This window comes from Paraburkholderia sp., assembly GCF_035948235.1.
Taxonomy (GTDB): Bacteria; Pseudomonadota; Gammaproteobacteria; order Burkholderiales; family Burkholderiaceae; genus Paraburkholderia.
The window spans coordinates 1-20,992 of sequence record NZ_DASZJJ010000068.1 but is presented as its reverse complement, the minus strand read 5'-3'; the positions used below and the strand labels follow the sequence as shown (position 1 = coordinate 20,992).

Sequence of the window (20,992 nt, the reverse complement as noted above, 5' to 3'; positions counted from 1 at the left end):
ATCCATCACCTGGAAGGGCATCTGCTTTCGCCGCTGCTGGTGGATGCACCGCCGCCGTTCCCGTTCGTTGCGCTGCTTGTGTCGGGCGGCCATACCCAGTTGATGCGCGTAACCGACGTAGGCGTCTACGAGACCCTCGGCGAAACGCTCGACGACGCCGCCGGCGAAGCCTTCGACAAGACCGCCAAGCTGCTGGGCCTCGGTTATCCGGGCGGACCGGAAGTGTCGCGTCTGGCCGAATTCGGCACGCCGGGCGCCATCCAACTGCCGCGTCCGATGCTGCATTCGGGCGATCTGGACTTCAGCTTCAGCGGCCTGAAAACGGCTGTGCTCACCCACGTGAAGAAGCTCGGGCCGAACATCTGCGAACAGGACAAAGCCGATATCGCACGCGGTTTCGTCGATGCCGCTGTCGATGTGCTGGCCGCGAAGTCGCTGGCCGCGCTCAAGAAGACGAAGATGAAGCGGCTGGTGGTGGCGGGCGGCGTGGGCGCGAACAAGCAGTTGCGCGAGAAACTGTCGGCGGCGGCGCAAAAGCGCGGCTTCGAAGTGCACTACCCCGATCTTTCGCTGTGTACCGACAACGGCGCGATGATCGCGCTCGCGGGCGCGCTGCGTCTGCAACGCTGGCCCGATCAGGCGACGCACGATTACGCCTTCACGGTCAAGCCGCGCTGGGATCTGACGTCGCTGGCGCAGCAGTAACGCCGAGCCAGCGCCAATGAAAAAGCCGCCTGAAAAGGCGGCTTTTTTACTTCAGGCGTGCTGTGGTCAAGCAGCGCGCTTGTCGTGCTCGATCACCGCATAGGCGCTGTGATTGTGAATCGACTCGAAGTTTTCGGCTTCGAGCGTATAGGCGATCACTCGCGCATCGGCGTTCAGGCGCACGGCCACGTCGCGCACGAGATCTTCCACGAACTTCGGATTCTCGTAGGCGCGCTCCGTCACGAACTTTTCGTCCGGGCGCTTGAGCAGGCCCCACAGTTCGCACGAGGCTTCCTGCTCGGCGATGACGATCAGTTCTTCCACCGGCAGATCGCCGTCGAACTCGACATCCATCGTCACGTGCGAGCGTTGATTGTGCGCGCCGTACTGCGAAATCTTCTTCGAGCACGGGCACAGGCTCGTCACCGGCACCAGCACCTTGAGGAACAGGCGCGTCGCGCCGTCGCGCACATCGCCGGTGAGCGTCACTTCGTAGTCCAGCAGACTTTCCACGCCCGACACCGGCGCGACCTTCTTCACGAAATACGGGAACGACACTTCGATACGGCCCGCCTGCGATTCGAGCTTCGCGAGCATCGCGGCCAGCATCGCGCGGAACGTCGCCGGTTCGAGCGGCGTCTTGTTCTCTTCGAGCAGCGCCACGAAGCGCGACATATGCGTGCCCTTCTGGTCTGCCGGCAGATGAACGTCGAGGTTCCAGGTGCCGACGCTCGGCTGGACGTCGCCCGTGCCCGTCTTCACGGTGAGCGGATGGCGCACGCCTTTCACGCCCACGCGCTGGATCGGGATCTGGCGGGTATCGACGGAGCTCTGGACGTCCGGCATCACGAAAGCCGGGTTCATCTGATTCATGTTCTTATCCTCAAGTCGCGCCAAACGTGGCGCGCAAATGGCAAGCGCCGGCATGAGCCGGCGCTGGCTGGCGGAACAGGGCGCGAACCCTTTCCGACGGTTCAAGGTGTATGGGCGGCTGCGCTGCATTGTGTCTCCATTGGAGACACTCATCGCAAGCGCAGCTCAGGCTGCCCGGCTAACGCACACGCTTACGCGACGCGCATCACCGACTTGCCCGACGCGTTCGCCGCGCCATCGAGGAAGCGCTCGCGAATCGACTTCGCGATGCCTGCCGCGTCGAGGCCGACGCCCGCGAGCAGCTTCGCCGGATCGCCGTGATCGATGAAGGTGTCGGGGAGGCCCAATTGTAGTACGGGCTTGATAACCCCACTTTCAAGCAGGGATTCCACGCAGGCCGAACCCGCGCCGCCCATGATGCAGCCTTCTTCGACGGTCACGAGGTAATCGTGGGTTTCGGCGAGCTGCTTGATCAGCTCCGCGTCGACCGGCTTCACGAAACGCATGTTCGCCACGGTGGCGTCCAGTTGTTCCGCAGCAGCCAGCGACGGCGCCACCATCGTGCCGAACGCGAGGATCGCCACGCGCTTGCCCGCCGGTGCCTGGCTTTCGCGGCGCACTTCGCCCTTGCCCACCGGCAGCGCGGCCATCTGCTTGACGGTCGCCACGCCCGTGCCCGCACCGCGCGGGTAACGCACGGCAGTCGGGCAGTCCTGCTGGAGCGCCGTGTAGAGCATCTGACGGCATTCGTTTTCGTCCGACGCCGCCATGATCATCATCTTCGGGATGCAGCGCATGAAGGCGAGATCGTACGCGCCCGCGTGCGTCGCACCGTCCGCGCCAACCAGACCCGCGCGGTCGATCGCGAACACAACCGGCAGGTTCTGCAGCGCCACGTCGTGGATCAGCTGGTCATAGCCGCGTTGCAGGAAGGTCGAATAGATCGCAACCACCGGCTTCATGCCTTCGGCTGCAAGACCGCCTGCGAACGTCACCGCGTGCTGCTCGGCGATGCCCACGTCGAAGTAACGATCCGGGAAACGCTTTTCGAATTCGACCATGCCCGAACCTTCGCGCATTGCCGGCGTGATGCCGACCACGCGCGAATCGAGTTCCGCCGCATCGCACAGCCATTCGCCGAACACTTGCGTGTAGGTCTTCTTGGCAGGCGTCGTGGACGGCTTGATGCCTTCGGCCGGGTTGAACTTGCCGGGACCGTGGTAGAGCACGGGATCGGCTTCGGCGAGCTTGTAGCCCTGGCCTTTCTTCGTCACCACGTGCAGGAATTGCGGACCGCGCAGTTCCTTGATGTTCTGCAGCGTGGGGATCAGCGAATCCAGATCGTGACCGTCGATCGGCCCGATGTAGTTGAAGCCGAACTCCTCGAACAGCGTGGCCGGCACGATCATGCCCTTCGCGTGCTCTTCGAGCTTGCGGGCGAGATCGAGCACCGGCGGCGCATGGCGCAGCACGCGTTCCACGCCCGCACGTGCGGCGGCGTAGAAGCGGCCCGACATCAGGCGCGCGAGGTGACGGTTCAGTGCGCCGACCGGCGGCGAGATCGACATGTCGTTGTCGTTGAGGATCACCAGCAGCGGCACGTCGTCTTCGACGCCGCCGTTGTTCAGTGCCTCGAAGGCCATGCCGGCCGTCATCGCGCCGTCGCCGATCACGGCGATGCCCATGGCGTTATCGCCCTTGAGCTTGCTCGCGACGGCCATGCCGAGCGCCGCCGAAATCGACGTGCTCGAGTGCGCAGTGCCGAAGGTGTCGTATTCCGATTCGTCCCGCTTCGGGAAACCGGAAATGCCGCCGAGCTGACGCAGCGTGGACATCTGGTCGCGGCGGCCCGTCAGGATCTTGTGGGGATAGGTCTGATGGCCCACGTCCCAGACGATACGATCGCGCGGCGTGTCGAACACGTAATGCAGCGCGATCGTCAGTTCGACCGTGCCGAGGTTGGACGACAGGTGGCCGCCCGTTTGCGACACGCTGTCGAGAACGAAGGCACGCAGTTCGTCGGCAAGCGGTTGCAACTGGCGGCGATCGAGGCGGCGCAAATCCGCCGGGTCGTCAATGGTTTTCAGCAAGTCGTACATCGTCGTTCCATTGTAGGAAATCGGGCGCTCCCGCACTTCTGTCACGCATTACTTCCCGTTCATGCGCGCGGGCGGGTTGGCGCAATCAGCTAACCCGGTTCACGACCAGGTCAGCGAGTTCGGCGAGGCGCTGGGCGCGCGCGCCGAACGGTTCGAGTGCCGCGTGTGCGTCGGCGCGCAACTGCTGCGCGAGGGCACGCGAGGCATCCAGACCGATGATCGACACGTAGGTCGGCTTGCCGTCCTTCGCGTCCTTGCCAGCGGTCTTGCCCAGAGTCGCCGAGTCGGCGGTCACGTCGAGAATATCGTCCACCACCTGGAACGCGAGGCCCACAGCCGCCGCGTACTTGTCCAGCGCGGCGAGGGTCTCAGCGGAAGGCTTGTCGCCCGCCACTGCGCCCATGCGCACCGCGGCACGCAGCAGCGCGCCGGTCTTCAGGCGGTGCATGGTTTCGAGCTGTTCGCGCGTGAGCGAATGGCCCACGCTCGCGAGGTCGATCGCCTGGCCGCCGGCCATGCCGATCGAGCCGCTTGCCAGCGCGAGTTCGCGCACGAGCGCGGCCTGGCGCGGCGCATCCAGAACGTCGGAAGTCAGCGCGACGAACGCCTGCGATTGCAGTGCGTCGCCCACCAGCAGCGCCGTCGGTTCGTCATATTTGACGTGTACCGTCGGTTTGCCGCGGCGCATGTCGTCGTCGTCCATGCACGGCATGTCGTCGTGCACCAGCGAGTAGACGTGGATCATCTCCAGCGCGCAGGCGGCGGCGTCGAGCGCTTCCGGCGTGGCGTTGGTAAGTTCGCCAGCGGCGTGGCACAGGAGCGGGCGCACGCGCTTGCCGCCGCCCAGCACGGCATAACGCATCGCGTCATGCAGGGGCGCGGGCTGCACATCGGCAGCCGGCAAATAGTGATCGAGCGCGCTCTCGACCCGGTCGAGCACCGTCCGGGTCCATTGGTCAAAATTCATAGATCGTCGTCTCCGCCGTTTGCGGATGTCGTATTGAGGGGCACGGGCCGAAGCGTCTCGCCGTCGAGCACGCGCACCTGTTGTTCAACCTTTTCGAGCTGCTGCTGGCAGAACTTCACCAGCACCGCGCCGCGGCGGTACGCGCCCAGCGATTCCTCGAGGCTCAAGCTGCCGCCTTCCATGCGCGCCACCAGCGCGTCGAGTTCCGCCAGAGCGGCTTCGTAGCTCTCGGGCAGGGCTTCAGCGGCGGCTGTCTGAGACGCCGCTGCAACGTCCGCTGCGCTGTCTTTCGATGCGGATTTCGCCATCTGGGGTCGCCAAAATGAAACAAGGCGGACATTCTACGGCAAAAGCACCCTGGCCGCCCCGCTCGCCGGCTCGTGTACTCTCTCGACCACATTACCTGACGTTCCCGGGGGCCAGACCGGACGCCGCCCAAATCGGTTCCAGAAGGCGGTTTTTACGGCATTTTATGCTTGATGCCCAGTGCGTTCGTGTCGCATTTGCTCTGCAATCCTCGCGCAATTCCGGCAAAAATCAGCCACTTAGCTACCCTTTTAGGGGTAAACCGGATATACTTGCCGGCTCCCTAAATCGAATTTTCGATGGTTGGGTTGTTCACTGCTTTCACGTCTAATCGGGAGTGGGAATGTCCAATCTGAGCAATGCATTGCAGCTGAAGTCCATTCACAGCCAGCTGCCAGTCACGGCTTACTTTGACGAAGCGCTGCTGAAGCGCGAAATCGACACGCTTTTCCAGAAAGGTCCTCGCTACGTCGGGCACGAATTGATGGTGCCTGAAGCGGGGAATTATTTTGCGCTGCCCGGCGAGAAAGAGGGTCGCGTACTCGTTCGCAACAAGAGCAACGAGATCGAACTGCTTTCCAACGTTTGCCGTCACCGCCAGGCCATCATGCTAAACGGTCGCGGCACGGCAGACAACATTGTATGTCCGCTGCATCGCTGGACGTATGACCTCAAGGGTGAACTGCTTGGCGCGCCGCACTTCGCGGACAAACCCTGCCTGAACCTGAACAGCACGCCGCTGCAAAAGTGGAACGGCCTGTTGTTCGAGTCGGCCGGGCGCGACGTCGCGCACGATCTCGCACGCCTGGGACCGGCCAAACACCTCGACTTCACGGACTATATGTTCGATCACGTCGAGGTGCACGAGTGCAACTACAACTGGAAGACCTTCATCGAGGTCTATCTGGAGGACTACCACGTCGTCCCGTTCCATCCGGGTCTCGGCCAGTTCGTCTCGTGCGACGACCTGAAGTGGGAGTTCGGCGAGTGGTACAGCGTGCAGACGGTGGGCGTGCACAGCCAGCTCGGCAAGCCGGGCAGCCCGACGTACCGCAAGTGGCACGACGAGGTCCTGCGCTTCCGTAACGGCGAGCCGCCCGAGTTCGGCGCGATCTGGATGGTGTACTACCCCGGTCTGATGATCGAGTGGTATCCGCACGTGCTGATCTGCTCGTGGCTGATCCCCAACGGCACGCAGAAAACGACCAATATTGTCGAGTTCTATTACCCCGAGGAAATCGTGCTGTTCGAGCGCGAGTTCGTCGAAGCCGAGCGCGCCGCCTATATGGAAACGGCCGTGGAAGACGACGAAATCGCCGAGCGCATGGATGCGGGCCGCCGCGCCCTGTTCGAGCGCGGCGTGTCGGAAGTCGGCCCTTACCAGAGTCCGATGGAAGACGGCATGCAGCACTTCCACGAATTCCTGCGGCGCGAGCTGGGGGAAATCTGACGCGGGCGGCCTTCGGGGCGGCTTGAGCGCATCAAGGAAAGACGGGCTTCGGCCCGTCTTTTTGTTTAGACTGACGGCATCGGGCCGGCTCAACCGCGGGTGCAAACGCGAGCACACCAGGAGACAGTGAGCCGGCCGCGCACGATCCCAAGGAGCCGTCATGCCTCACACGCACTACACCACACTGATCTCGGCCGCCAACCTGCACGAGCGCATGACCGCTGCGCCGGGCAGCGTGCTCGTGGTCGATTGCCGCTTCGATCTGCTCGACCCCAAGGCCGGCGAAACCGCCTACGCCGCCGGCCATCTGCCGGGCGCGCGCTATCTCCACCTCGACCGCGACCTGTCCGGCCCGAAGACGGGCAAGAACGGCCGCCATCCGCTGCCTGACCGCGCCTCGCTCGTCGCCACGCTGGCCGACTGGGGCTTGAACGCAGGGCAGCAAGTGGTCGCCTACGACGCGCAGGGCGGCTCGTACGCCGCGCGCCTGTGGTGGCTATTGCGCTGGCTCGGCCACGACTCGGTCGCCGTGCTCGACGGCGGTCTGCAGGCGTGGGAAGCCGCTGGCTTTCCGCTTTCGAAAGATGTGCCCGCTGCCACGCAAGGCACATTCAAGGCAGGCGCGCCGTTGCAGGTGACCATCGATGTTGCGGGTGTCGTGCGCAATCTCGGTACGCGCGAACTTACCGTGGTCGATGCGCGCGCCAACGACCGCTATCGCGGCGAGAACGAAACGATCGATCCGGTCGGCGGCCATATTCCGGGCGCGAAGAATCGCTTCTTCAAGGACAACCTGAACGCCGATGGCCGCTTCAAGTCCGCGCACACGCTGCGCGAAGAGTTTACGGCGCTGCTGCCGGGCGTCACGCCCGAGCATGTGGTGCTGCAATGCGGCTCGGGTGTGACGGCATGTCACAACGCGCTGGCGATGGAGATCGCGGGCATGCATGGCGCCGCGCTCTTCGGCGGTTCATGGAGCGAGTGGGTCGCCGATCCGTCGCGGCCGGTGGCGACGGGCGCGAATCCCTGATCGTGGATCACTCGCGGCACGGCGCCGGTATCAACCCACGCCGTGCCCCTTGAACCACGCAATCGCCCGCTTCCACCCATCCTCGGCATCGGCCTTGCGATAGCTCGGCCGGTAATCGGCGAAGAACGCGTGGCCTGCGTCGTCATACACGACGATCTGCGAGCCGCGCCCGCCCTGCGGCCCCTGCGCGACAGTCGCTTTCATCTGCTCCAGCGAGTCCTGCGGAATGCTGGTGTCCTGCCGCCCATAGAGGCCCAGCACCGGCACCTGCAGCGTGCCCGCCAGATCGAGCGGATTCTGCGGCGTGTTCGCCGTATGATCGCCCACCACGCGGCCGTACCACGCCACCGCCGCTTTCACGCGCGGGTTGTGCTCCGCATAAAGCCACGTATAGCGGCCGCCCCAGCAAAAACCGTTAATGCCGATACGCGACGTGTCGCCGCCATGCTCGCCCGCCCAGGCAATAGCCGCGTCGATATCGCCCATCACCTGCGCGTCGGGCACTTTGCTCGCGATGTTTTCGGTGATCTGCTGGATCGTCGGGTAGACGGAAGCGTCGCCCTCGCGCACGAAAAAGTCCGGCGCGATCGCCAGATAACCGAGCTTCGCGAAACGGCGGCACACATCGGCGATATGCTCGTGCACGCCAAAAATCTCGTGAATCACGATGATGACGGGCAGATGCGTCTTGCCACGCGGCTGCGCGCGATACGCGGGCACCAGCGTGCCGCCCGACTGGAAGCCGATCTCACCAGCGTCCAGTCCTTCGCTATCCGTATGAATCGTCTGCGCGGAAACCGGCAGCACGGCGGCGGCAAATCCGCTGCCGAGCGCGGCCTTGATGAACGTGCGCCGATCGAAAGGCACGTGTGGGACCAGGCTATCGATTTCGGGCTTAAGCATGCAACGCTCCTCCACGATAAAAACAGCGCAAAAAAAGACAATGCGCCCGCAGGCGCATTGTCGAATCAGTGCAGCTTGACGCGCGGCATCGTCGTACGCCGCAGCCAGTGCGCGACAGTGTCGAGCATCATGCGCGCATAGCCGTGCAGCGCCGCAATATGCAGCCGGTACAGCGACATGTACATGAAGCGCGCGAACAGCCCTTCGATCAGCATGCTGCCGCCGATCAATCCGCCCATCAGATTGCCAACTGCGCTGAAGTGTCCCAGCGAAACCAGCGACCCGAAGTCGCGATAGGTGAATTCGGGCAACGGCTTTCCATCGAGCCGATCGCCCATCGACTTGAACAGGAACGACGCCTGCTGATGCGCGGCCTGCGCGCGCGGCGGCACATTACGCTCGGTGCCTGGCCACACGCAGGCGGCACAGTCGCCGAGCGCGAACACGTTGTCGTCAATTTCGGTTTGCAGCGTGCGGCGCACCACCAGCTGGCCGAGCTTGTTGACCGTCAGCCCGTCGAGTTGCGAGAGCACTGCCGGCGCCTTGATGCCTGCGGCCCAGACGGTGAGATCGGCACGGATGGCCTTGCCGCTCGCCGTGCGCACAACGCCGGGCGCCACTTCCGTCACGCGCTCGCCAGTGAGAATACGCACGCCGAGCTTGAGCAGCAGTTCGCCCGTCGCCGTCGAGACGCGCTCCGGCAATGCCGGCAGAATGCGCGGCCCCGATTCGATCAACGCGATGCCCACGTCATGACTCGGGTCGAGTTTGTGCAGACCATAGGCCGACAGCACCTGCGCGGTATTGCGCAACTCGGCGGACAATTCCACGCCCGTTGCACCCGCGCCGACGATCGCCACCTGCACGCGCGGCTCTTCCTTGCCTTCGTGGTCGCGCGTGATGACGGGATCGGTCTGATGCTCGGCGCGCACGCACGCCGCGATCAGACGCTTGCGAAAGCGCTCGGCCTGCTCGACGGTGTCCAGCGCGATGGAGTTTTCCGCCGCGCCCGGCACGCCAAAAAAGTGCGTCGTGCTGCCGATGGCGAGCACGAGCGTGTCGTATTCGAGCGAGCGCTGCGGCAGCATTGCGGCGCCATCTTCGTCCTGCACCGCGCCGATGGTGATGCGCTTTGCGCTGCGGTCGAGTTCGACCAGTTCGCCCTGCTGAAACTCGAAGCCATGCCAGCGCGCCTGCGCCGCATATTCGAGTTCCTGCGTGAACGGGTCCATGCTGCCTGCCGCCACTTCGTGCAGCAGCGGTTTCCAGATATGTGTCGGATTGCGATCGACCAGCGTGACCGTCGCGCGCGGCTGACGGCCACGCAGCGCCTTGCCATAACGGTCACCCAGCCGGGTGGCCAGCTCCAGCCCGCCTGCACCCCCACCTACAACGATAAAACGATGCATAAACTCTCCGTGCATGTCGATGGGCGTTAGAACAGCCGACGCGCGTTGCGGGCTTCGTGCGTGGAGTCACGCAACGTCACGCAGCGGCGTCGGCCTGCGGTTCATTGTCGGCTGATGCAGCGCGCGGCGACAAGACGCAGCGGGCACATTGAGATCATGTGTCGCACCCCGCTTGTGCATTTTTGCGCGCGCGGCTAGGCGCCATTGGCGAACTCAGTGCGCTTCTTCCCAGTTCGCGCCCACACCCACTTCGGCCACCAGCGGAACCTTGAGCTTCGCCACCGAACACATCAGTTCCGGCAGGCATTTGCGCACTTCGGATAGCTCAGCGTCCGGCACTTCGAGCACCAGTTCATCGTGCACCTGCATGATCATCTTCGTGCCGATCTTGCGGTCGTCGAGCCACTTCTGCACGGCGATCATCGAAAGCTTGATGAGATCGGCGGCCGTACCCTGCATCGGTGCGTTGATTGCCGCGCGCTCTGCCGCCTGACGGCGCGGGCCGTTGCCGCCGTTGATCTCCGGCAGCCACAGCCGACGGCCGAACACGGTCTCGACATAACCACGCGACTTCGCGTCCATGCGCGTCTCGTCCATGTAGCGCGCCACGCCCGGATAACGCGCGAAATAACGGTCGATATAGAGCTTCGCGGCGTCACGCGTGATGCCCAGATTCGACGCCAGGCCAAACGCGCTCATGCCATAAATCAGGCCGAAATTGATGACCTTGGCGATGCGGCGCTGATCGTTGCTCACTTCAAGCGGCGTGACGCCGAACACTTCGGCGGCGGTCGCGCGGTGAATGTCGTCGCCGCGCGCGAAGGCCGCGAGCAGCGATTCGTCGCCCGAGATATGCGCCATGATGCGCAGTTCGATCTGCGAATAGTCGGCGGATACGATCTTGCAGCCTGGCGAGGCAATGAACGCTTCGCGAATGCGCCGGCCTTCGCCCGTGCGCACCGGAATGTTCTGCAGATTCGGATCGTTCGACGCCAGACGCCCCGTGACCGCCACGGCCTGCGCGTAGTTCGTATGCACGCGGCCCGTCTGCGCGTTGACCATGCGCGGCAGCTTGTCCGTGTAGGTCGACTTGAGCTTGGAGAGGCCGCGATGCTCGAGCAGCAGTTTGGGCAGCGGGTAATCTTCCGCGAGTTTCTGCAGCACTTCTTCGTCGGTTGAAGGCGCGCCGCTCGGCGTTTTCTTCACGACAGGCAGTTGCAGCTTTTCGAAGAAGATCTGGCCGATCTGCTTGGGCGAGCCGAGGTTGAACTCGCCCTCCGCCAGCACATAGGCTTCTTTCTCAAGCTCGATCAGACGCACCGCGATTTCGGCGCTCTGCTTTGCCAGGCGTTCTGTATCGATCAGCACGCCATTGCGCTCCATCGTGCGCAGCACGCGCGCGGTGGGCAATTCGATGCTGCGATAGACGTAGTCGAGGCCCTTTTCCGGCTCGATCTGCGGATAGAGCGCAAGGTGCAATTGCAGCGTGACGTCGGCATCTTCCGCTGCGTATTCAGCGGCCTTTTCCAGCGAAACTTCATCGAAGCCGATCTGCTGTGCGCCCTTGCCTGCCACCTCTTCGTACTTGATCGTCTTGATGCCGAGATGGCGCAGCGCGAGGCTGTCCATGTCGTGCGTGCGATGCGATTCGAGCACGTAGGATTCGAGCAGCGTGTCGTGCTCGACGCCGTTGAGTTCGATGCCGTAGTTCGCGAGCACCTGCTCGTCGTACTTCATGTGCTGGCCGACTTTCTTGTGCTGCGCGCTTTCAAGCCAAGGCTTCAGACGCGCGAGCACCTCGTCGATCGGCAGTTGTTCCGGCATATCCGGTCCGCGATGCGCGAGCGGCAGATAGGCGGCGCTGCCAGGCTCCGTCGAAAACGACATGCCCACGAGCTTCGCCTGCATGGGGTCGAGCGCCGTCGTCTCAGTGTCGCACGCGGTGAGCTTCGCAGCTTCGATTTTTTTGAGCCACGCGTCGAACTGCTCCCACGTCTGGATCGTTTCGTAGTTGCGCGGCGCATCGACAAACAGCGCGGGCTGCACGTTCGCGTCTTTTTCCGGCGCATTGCCGGCGGTGGCCGAGGGTACGGTCTCGCTCTGTGCGCCGGCTTCGGTGATTTCACGCAGCCACGTCTTGAAGCCGTGACGCGCGAAGATGTCGCGCATTTCCTCGCGCGCTTCAGGGCGCGTGGCGAGCGACGCTTCGATCGAATCGAGATGCGGAGCGAGATCGCAGGCCGTTTCCACCGTGACGAGCTTGCGCGCCATCGGCAGGAAGTCGAGCGCATCGCGCAGATAGCCGCCCACGGCGCCCTTGATTTCGTCGGCATGTTCGACGATGCCGTCGAGCGAGCCATATTGCGTGAGCCACTTCACCGCCGTCTTCGGGCCGCACTTGTTCACGCCCGGCACGTTGTCCACGGTGTCGCCGATCAGCGAAAGATAATCGACGATGCGCTCCGGCGGCACGCCGAACTTCGCGATCACGCCTTCGCGATCGAGCATTTCGTTCGTCATCGTGTTGATGAGCGTGACGTGGTCCGTCACGAGCTGCGCAAGGTCTTTATCGCCAGTGGACACGACCACCTTCATGCCGAGCTTTTCGGCCTGGGCCGCGAGCGTGCCGATCACGTCGTCGGCTTCCACGCCTTCGACCATCAGCAGCGGCCAGCCGAGCGCGCGCACGGCCGCGTGGATCGGCTCGATCTGTGCAGCAAGCGGCTCCGGCATGGAAGGCCTGTTGGCCTTATAGTCGGGATACCAGTCATCACGAAACGTCTTGCCCTTGGCATCGAACACGCACGCGCTATACTCTGCCGTAACGTCCTTGCGCATACGACGCAACATGTTGATGATGCCGTAGAGTGCACCTGTGGGTTCGCCGTCGGGACCGCGCAGATCCGGCATCGCATGGAAGGCCCGATAGAGATAGCTAGAACCGTCGACCAGCAACAGGGTCTTACCTTCTAGCTGATTTTGTAGCTTCGTTTCCACGCGTAGTTCTTCAGGCATTATGGACAAGAGAAAAGTGATTCCGAGTCTGCGTTCACTCGCAGATCAAGAGCGCGCAACGGCCAAAAAGGCGCGCGCATCGTGGCAGATGTTCACGATTATGGCAGAGTTTATCGAGGCGACCGAATACCTGTCCGAGATCCGGCCAGCGGTCAGCATCTATGGCTCCGCACGCCTGAAACCGGACTCAAAGTACTACCAGCTGGCCTCCACGATCGCGCGAAAAGTCTCGGATGCGGGCTTCGCCGTGATCTCCGGCGGCGGCCCCGGCATCATGGAAGCCGCCAACCAGGGCGCGCATGCGGGCAAGTCGCCTTCGGTGGGCCTGAACATCGAATTGCCACACGAGCAGTCGGGCAATCAGTGGCAGGACATCTCGCTGCGATTCCGCCATTTCTTCACGCGTAAAGTCACCTTCGTGAAGAACTCGGACGCCGTGATCGTGATGCCGGGCGGTTTCGGCACACTCGACGAACTCGCCGAAGTGCTCACGCTGATCCAGACGAAGAAATCGCGCCACGTGCCCATCATTCTGGTGGGCGCCGAGTTCTGGGAAGGACTGCTTGCGTGGTTCCGCTCCGCGCTCGTGCCGATGGGCCTCATCAATCCGGAAGACCTGGATCTGATGCAGGTGATCGACGATCCCGACCAGGTGCTCGAAGCGGTGCTGAAGTTCTACGAGGACAGCGGCGAAGAAGTCGACGACAAGGAACATCCCGCCCGTCCCGATTCGGACGAAGACCGCATGTTCTACCTCTGATGTACGCGCCGGCCCAGCATGGGCCGGCTTGCGCATCTGTCTGCGGCGCGCGTTCTGCGCGCCGCGCTGTTTTCCCATGCTTTCCTCATGCTTTCAGGCGCGATGTTTGCGCTTGCCCTAACGCCTGCGCCTGCTCTTCCAGCCATCGGCAAAACTGCGCGACCACCGGTGCATCGGCGACTTCGCGCCGTGCGACCCACCAGTAGCCACGCGCGTCAAGATGCGGCCCCGCCAGCGGCGCAACCAGACGCCCGGACGCAAGTTCGTCGTCTAGCAACGGCAAGGGTCCGAGCGCCACGCCCAAACCATCTACTGCAGCCTGCAACGCCAGATAGAAGTGGTCGAACGACTGCTTCTTGCGGCATTTTGCGGTGACGCCTGCTGCAGCGAGCCACGTGCGCCACGCCTCGGGTCGCGTATCGGAATGCAACAGGACATGGCGCGCGAGATCGTTCGCGCTGTCGATCGGCGCGCGTTTGAGCAGCGCCGGACTGCATACGGGCAGTTCCGTTTCGCCGAGGAAGTGACCGCTCGCGCAATCGGGCCAATGCGAGGGACCGCGCCGCACGGCGACATCGAAGGCATCGAGCGTTTCAACGGGCGCGTTCGACGTCGCCAGCCGCAACTCGACATTGGGATTGAGCCGCTGGAACTGCGATAGACGCGGCAGCAGCCACTTCATCGCGAAGGTCGGCAGCGCATTCACACGCAGCACGTGGACGACGCCGGTATCACGCAACTGTTCCGTGGCGCGCGCAATATTGTCGAATGCGGCCTGCACCGCGCCCAGGTAACGCCGTCCATCCTCGGTCAGCGCGACGCGTTTGCCATGCCGATGAAACACCTGCACGCCGACCCATGCCTCCAGCGCCGCAACCTGACGGCTGATTGCACCGTGAGTCACATGGAGTTCAGCCGCGGCGGCGGTGAAGCTGTTGTGCCGCGCAGCGGCTTCAAAAGCGCGCAGCGCGGGAAATGGAGGAAGAGAGCGTGCCATGCTTGTGATTCTAGATCACAAGGGAACGGCCAAAAAATCGTTTTGAAGCCCGGCGATTCAGCGCTACGCTCCCAGCTTGCCTCAGAGGTCCCCCGCATGAAACAAAATCCTGTTCCGGCTCCGGTTGAATCCCATACCGAATCCCATACCGAATCCCATACCGATTCGCATGCCCACGACGCGCTCGTGACGCCCAGCGTCAAAGACGTATTCCTCGGCTTTCTTGGCCTGGGTTTTACGTCTTTCGGCGGCGCGCTGCCGCTCGCGCGCCGTACCATCGTCGAGCAGCGCCGCTGGCTTCGGGCGCTGAATTCACCGATCTGCTCGGCCTGTGCCAGTTCCTGCCCGGCGGCAATGTGATCAACCTCTCGGTGGCGATCGGCATGCGCTTTCAGGGCTGGCGCGGCGCGCTCGCCGGTCTGCTTGGGCTGATCGCGGGACCGTCGCTGGTGGTGATCGGACTTGGCGTGCTCTATGAGCGCACGCAGAACGATCCGCATGTGCGCCATCTGTTCGTCGGCCTCGCCGCAGCGGCGGCTGGCTTACTGATATCGATGGCCGTGAAGATCATCCTGCCCTTGCGCCGCGATCCCGCCGCCGCAGTCATCGCCGCGCTCGGCTTTGTCGCCATCGCGCTGTTGCGCACGCCGCTTTTGCCGACCATGCTCGTGCTCACGCCCATCGGCATCGCCGTCGCGGCGCGCAGCGCCCGTCGCGCGGGAGCCGTGCAATGAACGCCACGCTGCTTGCGCTCGCGACGATCTTCAGCCAGCTTTCGCTGCTCGCATTCGGCGGCGGCAACACCATCTTGCCGGAGATGCAGCGTCAGGTCGTGGAGGTGCATCACTGGATGCCCGCCAGCGAATTCAGCGCCCTCTTCGCGCTCGCGCAGGCCGCGCCCGGGCCGAACATGATGATCGTGACGCTGGTGGGCTGGCACGTGGCCGGCTGGGCGGGGATGCTGGTGACTTCCGTGGCGAAGTTCGGGCCGTCGTCGCTGGTGACGATCGCGGCGCTGCACGCGTGGGACCGCTTCAAGGACCGGCCGTGGCGGCGCATCGCCCAGCGCGGGCTCGTGCCGGTGACGGCGGGGCTCGTGGCGGCCAGCGCAGTGCTGATCGCCAGGGCCTCCGATCCGTCGTGGATCGCGTGGGCCATCACGGGCGTGTGCGCCGTGCTGGCGTTCCGCACGAAGATTCACCCGCTCTGGCTGCTGGCGGCGGGGAGTTTGATTGGGTTGACGGGGTTTGGGCAGTAACACCCCAAACCGTCCAATTTCCCTTGACGCGTTAGACGGTCTCGCCCGCAACGCCTTCCTGCGCCAGATCGCGTTGATCGCTAACGATGGCCGCGAATCGGCGCAAGAGACTCGCCGCGTCGGGCGTTTCGCGCACGCCGGCGCTCAACGCATCCTCATCGTAGCCTTCGTCGCGCGCTTCTACCGGCATTTCGCCGATATAGGCGCGCATCGCGTCCATCGAGAATTCCGGGTGGAATTGCACGCCCCACGCCGCGCGACCGACGCGGAATGCCTGGCATGCCTCAGCGTCACTGTCCGCCAGCAGCACTGCACCGGCCGGCAAACGCGAAACCGACTGCCGATGGATCAGTTGTGCGCCGAAGCGTGGCGGCATTCCCTTGAAAAGCGGATCGCTCACGGCGTCGGCATTCAGCGAAATCGTATGGGTGCCAATTTCGAATTCATGATTGGCCCGATCAGAAACTACGCCGCCGAACGCATGCGCGAGCAACTGATGACCGTAGCAGATGCCAAGGACCGGCACGTCCGCAGCAACGCAGGTTGTCAGCCAATGCGCGAGGCGCTCGCTCCACGGCTCACGATCGCTCACCATCGAATGCGAACCGCTGAGCACGACACCTGCAAGCCCGGACGGATCGGGCCATTCATCGAGGGTTTGCGCGTCCACCAGACGATGAGACACGGATTCGCCTAAACCTTTGGAAATCCACTCGCCAAAATCACCTTGGGATTCGGCGATCTGCGGGAACGTGCTCCCGGTCGCGACAATCAGAACTGGCCTGGAAATCATGGTCATGCTTTATTTCAAATGCTATCCGGGGCATGCACTTTTCATTCAGAAGGCGTGCATGCCCCGCTCAACCGGCGCATCGCGCCTTACTGGAACGCCACCTCGGCAAAACTACGCAGCTTGCGACTATGCAGCTTATGCAGCCCGTTGGTGCGCAGAATTTCCATCGCCTTCACGCCGATCTGCAGATGCTGATCCACCTGTGCGCGATAGAACGAATCGGCCATGCCCGGCAGCTTCAGTTCGCCGTGCAGCGGCTTGTCGGACACGCATAGCAAAGTGCCGTACGGCACGCGGAAACGGAAACCGTTCGCCGCGATGGTCGCGCTTTCCATATCGAGCGCAACCGCGCGGCTCTGCGAAAGACGCAGCACCGGCTCGCGATGGTCGCGCAATTCCCAGTTGCGGTTGTCCACGCTCGCCACCGTCCCCGTGCGCATCACACGCTTGAGTTCCGCACCGTCCAGACGCGTGACGTCCGCCACCGCGCGCTCCAGCGCAAGCTGCACTTCCGCGAGCGCGGGAATCGGCACCCACAGCGGCAAGTCGTCGTCGAGGACGTGATCCTCGCGCACATAACCGTGCGCCAGCACGTAGTCGCCCAGACGCTGCGTGTTGCGCAGCCCCGCGCAGTGACCGAGCATGATCCACGCGTGCGGACGCAGCACGGCGATGTGATCGGTGATCGTCTTGGCGTTCGACGGCCCCACGCCGATGTTGATCATCGTGATGCCGCTGCCGTCGGCGCGCTTGAGGTGATACGCGGGCATCTGCGGCAGGCGCGCGGGCGCCGAGCCCTCATCGTCCTGCTCACCGAGGTTCGCGTTATACGTCACCACGTCGCCCGGCTCCACGAACGAGGTGTACTCGCTGCGATAGTTGCGCAGATCGGCGTCGTCGGTGCGTGCCATCATCGCGCGGCCAAGCTTCACGAATTCATCGATATAGAACTGGTAGTTCGTGTACAGCACGTAGTTCTGCACGTGCGTGGGCGACGTGGCCGTGTAGTGCTTGAGCCGATGCAGCGAGAAGTCCACGCGCGCGGCCGTGAAAAGCGCAAGCGGAAACGGCTCGCCGGGCGCGGGCTCGTACGTGCCGTTGACGATGCGATCGTCGAGCGTGGCGAGATCGGGCGTATCGAACACATCGCGCATCGCGAAGAGACGCTCGCGGTCAAGATCGCCTTCAAGGTGGATGCCTTCGGCGAATGCGAAGTGAACCGGAATCGGCTGATCCGACACGCCCACTTCGATCGATACATGGTGGTTCTTCGCGAGCAGGCGCAGCTGCTCGCGATAGTAGTTGCCGAACAGGTCGGGACGCGTGAGCGTGGTCTCGAACACGCCGGGGCCCGCGACGAAACCATACGAGCGGCGCGAGTCGATGTGCGTGTTGACTTCGGTGCGGATACGCACGAACGGATAGCAGGCGCGCACGCGGCGCTCGAACGACTCGCCGCGCCGGTAGCGCGCGAAGGCGTCGCGCAGGAACGAGGTGTTGGCTTCGTAGATGGCGGCCAGACGCGTGACGGCGTCGGCGGCGTCTTCGTAGGACTCAAGCGGGAAGTCGTGCGGGGGCGTCATGAAGGTTCGCCGGTTGGTGTCGTTGTTCATTGTCGTTCGCCTTGGTTCGTTTGAACGACATTAGCACGGAAGCAGGAAATTCTGACAACGCCCTTCACAGCGCGCGGAAATGTACGCGCGCAAGGCGCTCCGGTACGGGTGACGCGGCGCGGATTTGCTAGAATTCGACAATCCCATCGGAGAATCACCATGAAGTCGCATCTTCTTGCCGCCGTCGCCGCGACGCTTGCGTTTAGCGGGTTGGCCATGGCGGCGCCGGCCGACGACGCCCAAACGGCTGCCCAGGCCCAGTCCGCGCAGTCTGAGAACGAGCGGGCCGGTCTGCCCGATCTCGCGGCAATCAACCGTCCCGCTGCGCAGGTCAGCTCGAAGGTCGACATCAACGACGTGCCGCGCACGCCGAGCTTTCATGAAGTGAGTCCGAGCGGCACCGAAATCACCGAATACCGTGACAAGGGCAAGCCCGTCGAGATCAACGTGCGTTCGAAGTTCGGCACGCACTACACGATGAGCGCGAATCCCGACACCTCGCCGCAAGTGCGCCCGAACGGCCAGGCCAGCACGCGCCTGCCGTCGATCAACCTGCATTACTGACACACCGCCCTCGCGCGTGGGCGGCGTGCGCTGCCCGCGCCGCCTCCTGCCCGGGCGCGCCTGCCCAGCCCGACCCGGCGCTCGTGCCTGAGCCGGGCCCCCTTACGATCACCACACGACCTCCCGCATGGCCGTCTTCACCGCTGTCACCGAAACCCAGCTCGCCCAATGGATGCGCGACTACGATCTTGGCGATGTAGTCGATTTTCGCGGCATCCAGTCAGGCATTGAAAACAGCAACTTCTTCCTGACGACGACGCGCGGCGAATACGTCCTGACGATCTTCGAAAAGCTCACGGCGCAGCAGTTGCCGTTCTATCTCGATCTGATGCGCCATCTCGCGTCGCATAGCGTGCCCGTGCCGGACCCGATGCCGCGCGCCGACGGTTCGCTGTTCGGCCTGCTGCACGGCAAGCCGGCCGCCATCGTCACGAAACTCGACGGCGCGCCTGAACTGGCCCCGCAGGTCGAGCATTGCGCCGAAGTCGGCCAGATGCTCGCGCGCATGCACCTGGCGGGCCGCGACTATGCAGGCGACCAGCCGAATCTGCGCAGCCTGCCGTGGTGGGAAGAGACCGTGCCGACGGTGCTGCCGTTTCTGGACGACGCGCAGCGCGAACTGCTCACGAGCGAACTCGCGCACCAGCAGACTTTCTTCGCCAGCGACGACTACGCGTCGCTGCCCGGCGGCCCGTGCCATTGCGACCTGTTCCGCGACAACGCGCTATTCGCGCACGCCAACCCCGAAACGGGCCATACGGTGCGCCTGGGCGGCTTCTTCGACTTCTATTTCGCCGGTTGCGACAAATGGGTGTTCGATGTGGCGGTGACGGTCAACGACTGGTGCGTCGATCTGGCGACCGGCGTGCTCGACCTGGCCCGCGCAGAAACGCTGCTGCGCGCGTATCAAACCGTGCGCCCGTTCACGCCCGCGGAAATCGCCCACTGGGGCGACATGCTGCGCGCCGGCGCGTACCGTTTCTGGGTTTCGCGCCTGTATGATTTTTACCTGCCGCGTTCGGCGGAACTGCTCAAGCCGCACGATCCCGGTCATTTCGAGCGCATTTTGCGCGAGCGCCGCGCGCAACCCCACAACCACGCCTCCGGCGATATCCAGGCACTTTCTGGCCTGCCCCGCTCATGCAACTGATCGAAGTCCCCGCCAAGCAGGGCTATGTGTGGTTCCGCCAGGGCATCTGGCTGTTCCGCCGCAATCCGCTGGCGTTTCTCACGCTGTTTTTCGCGTATCTGCTGGCCATGACGCTGATCTCGGCGATTCCGCTGATCGGCGGCGTGCTGCCGCTGCTGTTCGTGCCAGGCGTGGCGGTCGGCTTCATGGCCGCGTGCCGCGACACGATCGCGGGCAAGCCCGTGTTCCCGACGATCCTCGTTGACGGCTTCCGCTCGTACGGACCTGTGGTCACGAAGCATCTGTTCGCGCTGGGCGGAATTTATGTGGTGGCGATGACGCTGGTGCTGGCGGCGTCGGCACTGGTGGACGGCGGCGAGCTGCTGCGTCTGATGACGCTGGGCGGGACGCTGGATACGGAGGCGATCGAGAATAGCAACGTGCCGCTCGCCGTGCTGGCGTCGCTGGCGGTCTACGTGCCGGTATCGATGATGTTCTGGTTCGCGCCGGTGCTGACGGCCTGGCACGATGTGCCGCCCGTCAAGGCGATGTTCTTCAGCATCGTGAGCTGCTGGCGCAACAAGGGCGCGTTCACGGTGTACGGCGCGCTGTGGTTCGCGCTGTCGATGGGCGTGGCCATCGGCCTGTCGAATCTGCTGCGGGCGCTGGGCGCCGGGGACTACGCACTGGCGATCGTGATGCCCGCGCTGATCCTCGTGACGACGATGATCTACTGCTCGTTCTACGCGACGTATCGCGGCTGCTTCGGCATTCAGGAGAAGCCGGCCGAGCAGGCGCCCGATTCGGGACGCTAATCGTCAAGCGGTACGACGTCAGGCGGAAAAAACTCACACCTTCGCGGGGCGCCAGCATGCGCCCCGTTTTTGCATCTACGGCTTAGCCGTAGTGGTTCATCCACGACGGATGACGACCGGTCTTTTCGCGGTCGAGCTTGCGCATGCGGAATTCCAGATCGTAGATATCGGCCGATTCGGCCAGATAAGCTTCCTCGCGCTCCTTGCGGGCGACGTCGGACGATTTGGTGAGGAACAGGAAAAGGCGGCTAAGCAGGTACATGGTCTGGCTCCGGGTATCGGGCACATGCCCTCGGAAGGAATGGA

At 63.8% G+C, this 20,992-nt stretch carries 19 protein-coding genes and 1 pseudogene; 9 read left to right on the top strand and 11 right to left on the bottom strand.

Annotated features, from left to right (window positions below; genetic code table 11):
- The coding region (locus tag VG320_RS04670; RefSeq protein WP_327198974.1) for a tRNA (adenosine(37)-N6)-threonylcarbamoyltransferase complex transferase subunit TsaD at positions 1-705 on the top strand (705 nt) is incomplete at its 5' end.
- Between the two features lie 66 nt (positions 706-771).
- On the opposite strand, the gene folE2 is transcribed toward VG320_RS04670, so the two are convergent.
- From folE2 to VG320_RS04650, 4 genes are all read right to left on the bottom strand, one after another.
- The gene (gene folE2, locus VG320_RS04665; protein WP_327198973.1) at positions 772-1,578 is read right to left on the bottom strand and encodes a GTP cyclohydrolase FolE2; all 807 of its coding nucleotides are present in this window, start codon (positions 1,576-1,578) and stop codon (positions 772-774) included.
- A 191-nt stretch (positions 1,579-1,769) separates the two neighbouring features.
- On the bottom strand, positions 1,770-3,677 hold the full coding sequence (gene dxs / locus VG320_RS04660) for a 1-deoxy-D-xylulose-5-phosphate synthase (protein ID WP_327198972.1): 1,908 nt from the start codon (positions 3,675-3,677) through the stop codon (positions 1,770-1,772).
- A gap of 85 nt (positions 3,678-3,762) precedes the next feature.
- Entirely contained in the window at positions 3,763-4,644 is an 882-nt protein-coding gene (locus VG320_RS04655) for a farnesyl diphosphate synthase (protein ID WP_327198971.1), read from the bottom strand.
- Positions 4,641-4,952, bottom strand: a complete 312-nt coding sequence (locus VG320_RS04650) for an exodeoxyribonuclease VII small subunit (RefSeq protein WP_327198970.1) — start codon at positions 4,950-4,952, stop codon at positions 4,641-4,643. The genes VG320_RS04655 and VG320_RS04650 overlap by 4 nt, the downstream gene beginning before the upstream one ends.
- A 341-nt stretch (positions 4,953-5,293) precedes the next feature.
- Here VG320_RS04650 and VG320_RS04645 point away from each other — a divergent pair, with 341 nt between their 5' ends.
- Positions 5,294-6,400 carry an aromatic ring-hydroxylating dioxygenase subunit alpha gene (locus tag VG320_RS04645; RefSeq protein WP_327198969.1) on the top strand — a complete coding sequence of 369 codons (1,107 nt, stop codon included), beginning with the start codon at positions 5,294-5,296 and terminating at the stop codon, positions 6,398-6,400.
- A gap of 160 nt (positions 6,401-6,560) precedes the next feature.
- Entirely contained in the window at positions 6,561-7,430 is an 870-nt protein-coding gene (locus tag VG320_RS04640; protein ID WP_327198968.1) for a sulfurtransferase, read from the top strand.
- A 30-nt stretch (positions 7,431-7,460) separates the two neighbouring features.
- On the opposite strand, the gene VG320_RS04635 is transcribed toward VG320_RS04640, so the two are convergent.
- The 3 genes from VG320_RS04635 to polA all read right to left on the bottom strand — a co-directional run bounded on the left by VG320_RS04635 (position 7,461) and on the right by polA (position 12,757).
- Entirely contained in the window at positions 7,461-8,333 is an 873-nt protein-coding gene (locus VG320_RS04635; protein ID WP_327198967.1) for a dienelactone hydrolase family protein, read from the bottom strand.
- Positions 8,334-8,398: 65 nt separating this feature from the next.
- Positions 8,399-9,742, bottom strand: a complete 1,344-nt coding sequence (locus tag VG320_RS04630) for an NAD(P)/FAD-dependent oxidoreductase (protein WP_327198966.1) — start codon at positions 9,740-9,742, stop codon at positions 8,399-8,401.
- 213 nt (positions 9,743-9,955) lie between these two features.
- Complete coding sequence (polA, locus tag VG320_RS04625) at positions 9,956-12,757, bottom strand: DNA polymerase I (protein WP_327198976.1); 2,802 nt, start codon at positions 12,755-12,757, stop codon at positions 9,956-9,958.
- A 1-nt stretch (position 12,758) separates the two neighbouring features.
- Here polA and VG320_RS04620 point away from each other — a divergent pair, with 1 nt between their 5' ends.
- On the top strand, positions 12,759-13,517 hold the full coding sequence (locus tag VG320_RS04620) for a TIGR00730 family Rossman fold protein (protein ID WP_327198965.1): 759 nt from the start codon (positions 12,759-12,761) through the stop codon (positions 13,515-13,517).
- A gap of 85 nt (positions 13,518-13,602) precedes the next feature.
- On the opposite strand, the gene VG320_RS04615 is transcribed toward VG320_RS04620, so the two are convergent.
- On the bottom strand, positions 13,603-14,514 hold the full coding sequence (locus tag VG320_RS04615) for a transcriptional regulator GcvA (protein WP_327198964.1): 912 nt from the start codon (positions 14,512-14,514) through the stop codon (positions 13,603-13,605).
- Between the two features lie 96 nt (positions 14,515-14,610).
- Here VG320_RS04615 and VG320_RS04610 point away from each other — a divergent pair.
- Both VG320_RS04610 and VG320_RS04605 read left to right on the top strand, forming a co-directional pair.
- A pseudogene (locus VG320_RS04610) lies at positions 14,611-15,248 on the top strand (chromate transporter).
- Complete coding sequence (locus VG320_RS04605) at positions 15,245-15,772, top strand: chromate transporter (protein ID WP_199127327.1); 528 nt, start codon at positions 15,245-15,247, stop codon at positions 15,770-15,772. The pseudogene VG320_RS04610 and the gene VG320_RS04605 overlap by 4 nt, the downstream one beginning before the upstream one ends.
- A 31-nt stretch (positions 15,773-15,803) precedes the next feature.
- Here VG320_RS04605 and VG320_RS04600 read toward each other — a convergent pair whose 3' ends face one another.
- Positions 15,804-16,565, bottom strand: a complete 762-nt coding sequence (locus tag VG320_RS04600; RefSeq protein WP_327198975.1) for a glutamine amidotransferase — start codon at positions 16,563-16,565, stop codon at positions 15,804-15,806.
- Positions 16,566-16,651: 86 nt separating this feature from the next.
- Positions 16,652-18,178, bottom strand: coding sequence for an AMP nucleosidase (locus tag VG320_RS04595; protein ID WP_327198963.1), 1,527 nt, complete (start codon positions 18,176-18,178; stop codon positions 16,652-16,654).
- A gap of 159 nt (positions 18,179-18,337) precedes the next feature.
- Here VG320_RS04595 and VG320_RS04590 point away from each other — a divergent pair, with 159 nt between their 5' ends.
- The 3 genes from VG320_RS04590 to VG320_RS04580 all read left to right on the top strand — a co-directional run bounded on the left by VG320_RS04590 (position 18,338) and on the right by VG320_RS04580 (position 20,686).
- Positions 18,338-18,742 carry a hypothetical protein gene (locus tag VG320_RS04590; protein WP_327198962.1) on the top strand — a complete coding sequence of 135 codons (405 nt, stop codon included), beginning with the start codon at positions 18,338-18,340 and terminating at the stop codon, positions 18,740-18,742.
- A gap of 127 nt (positions 18,743-18,869) precedes the next feature.
- Entirely contained in the window at positions 18,870-19,892 is a 1,023-nt protein-coding gene (locus VG320_RS04585) for a homoserine kinase (protein WP_327198961.1), read from the top strand.
- Entirely contained in the window at positions 19,883-20,686 is an 804-nt protein-coding gene (locus VG320_RS04580) for a BPSS1780 family membrane protein (protein WP_327198960.1), read from the top strand. Before VG320_RS04585 ends, VG320_RS04580 begins: the two co-directional genes overlap by 10 nt.
- Positions 20,687-20,768: 82 nt before the next feature.
- Here VG320_RS04580 and VG320_RS04575 read toward each other — a convergent pair whose 3' ends face one another.
- A complete protein-coding gene (locus VG320_RS04575) occupies positions 20,769-20,948 on the bottom strand; it encodes a DUF3563 family protein (protein WP_027819116.1) in 180 nt (59 codons plus the stop codon).
- Positions 20,949-20,992 lie beyond the last annotated feature (44 nt).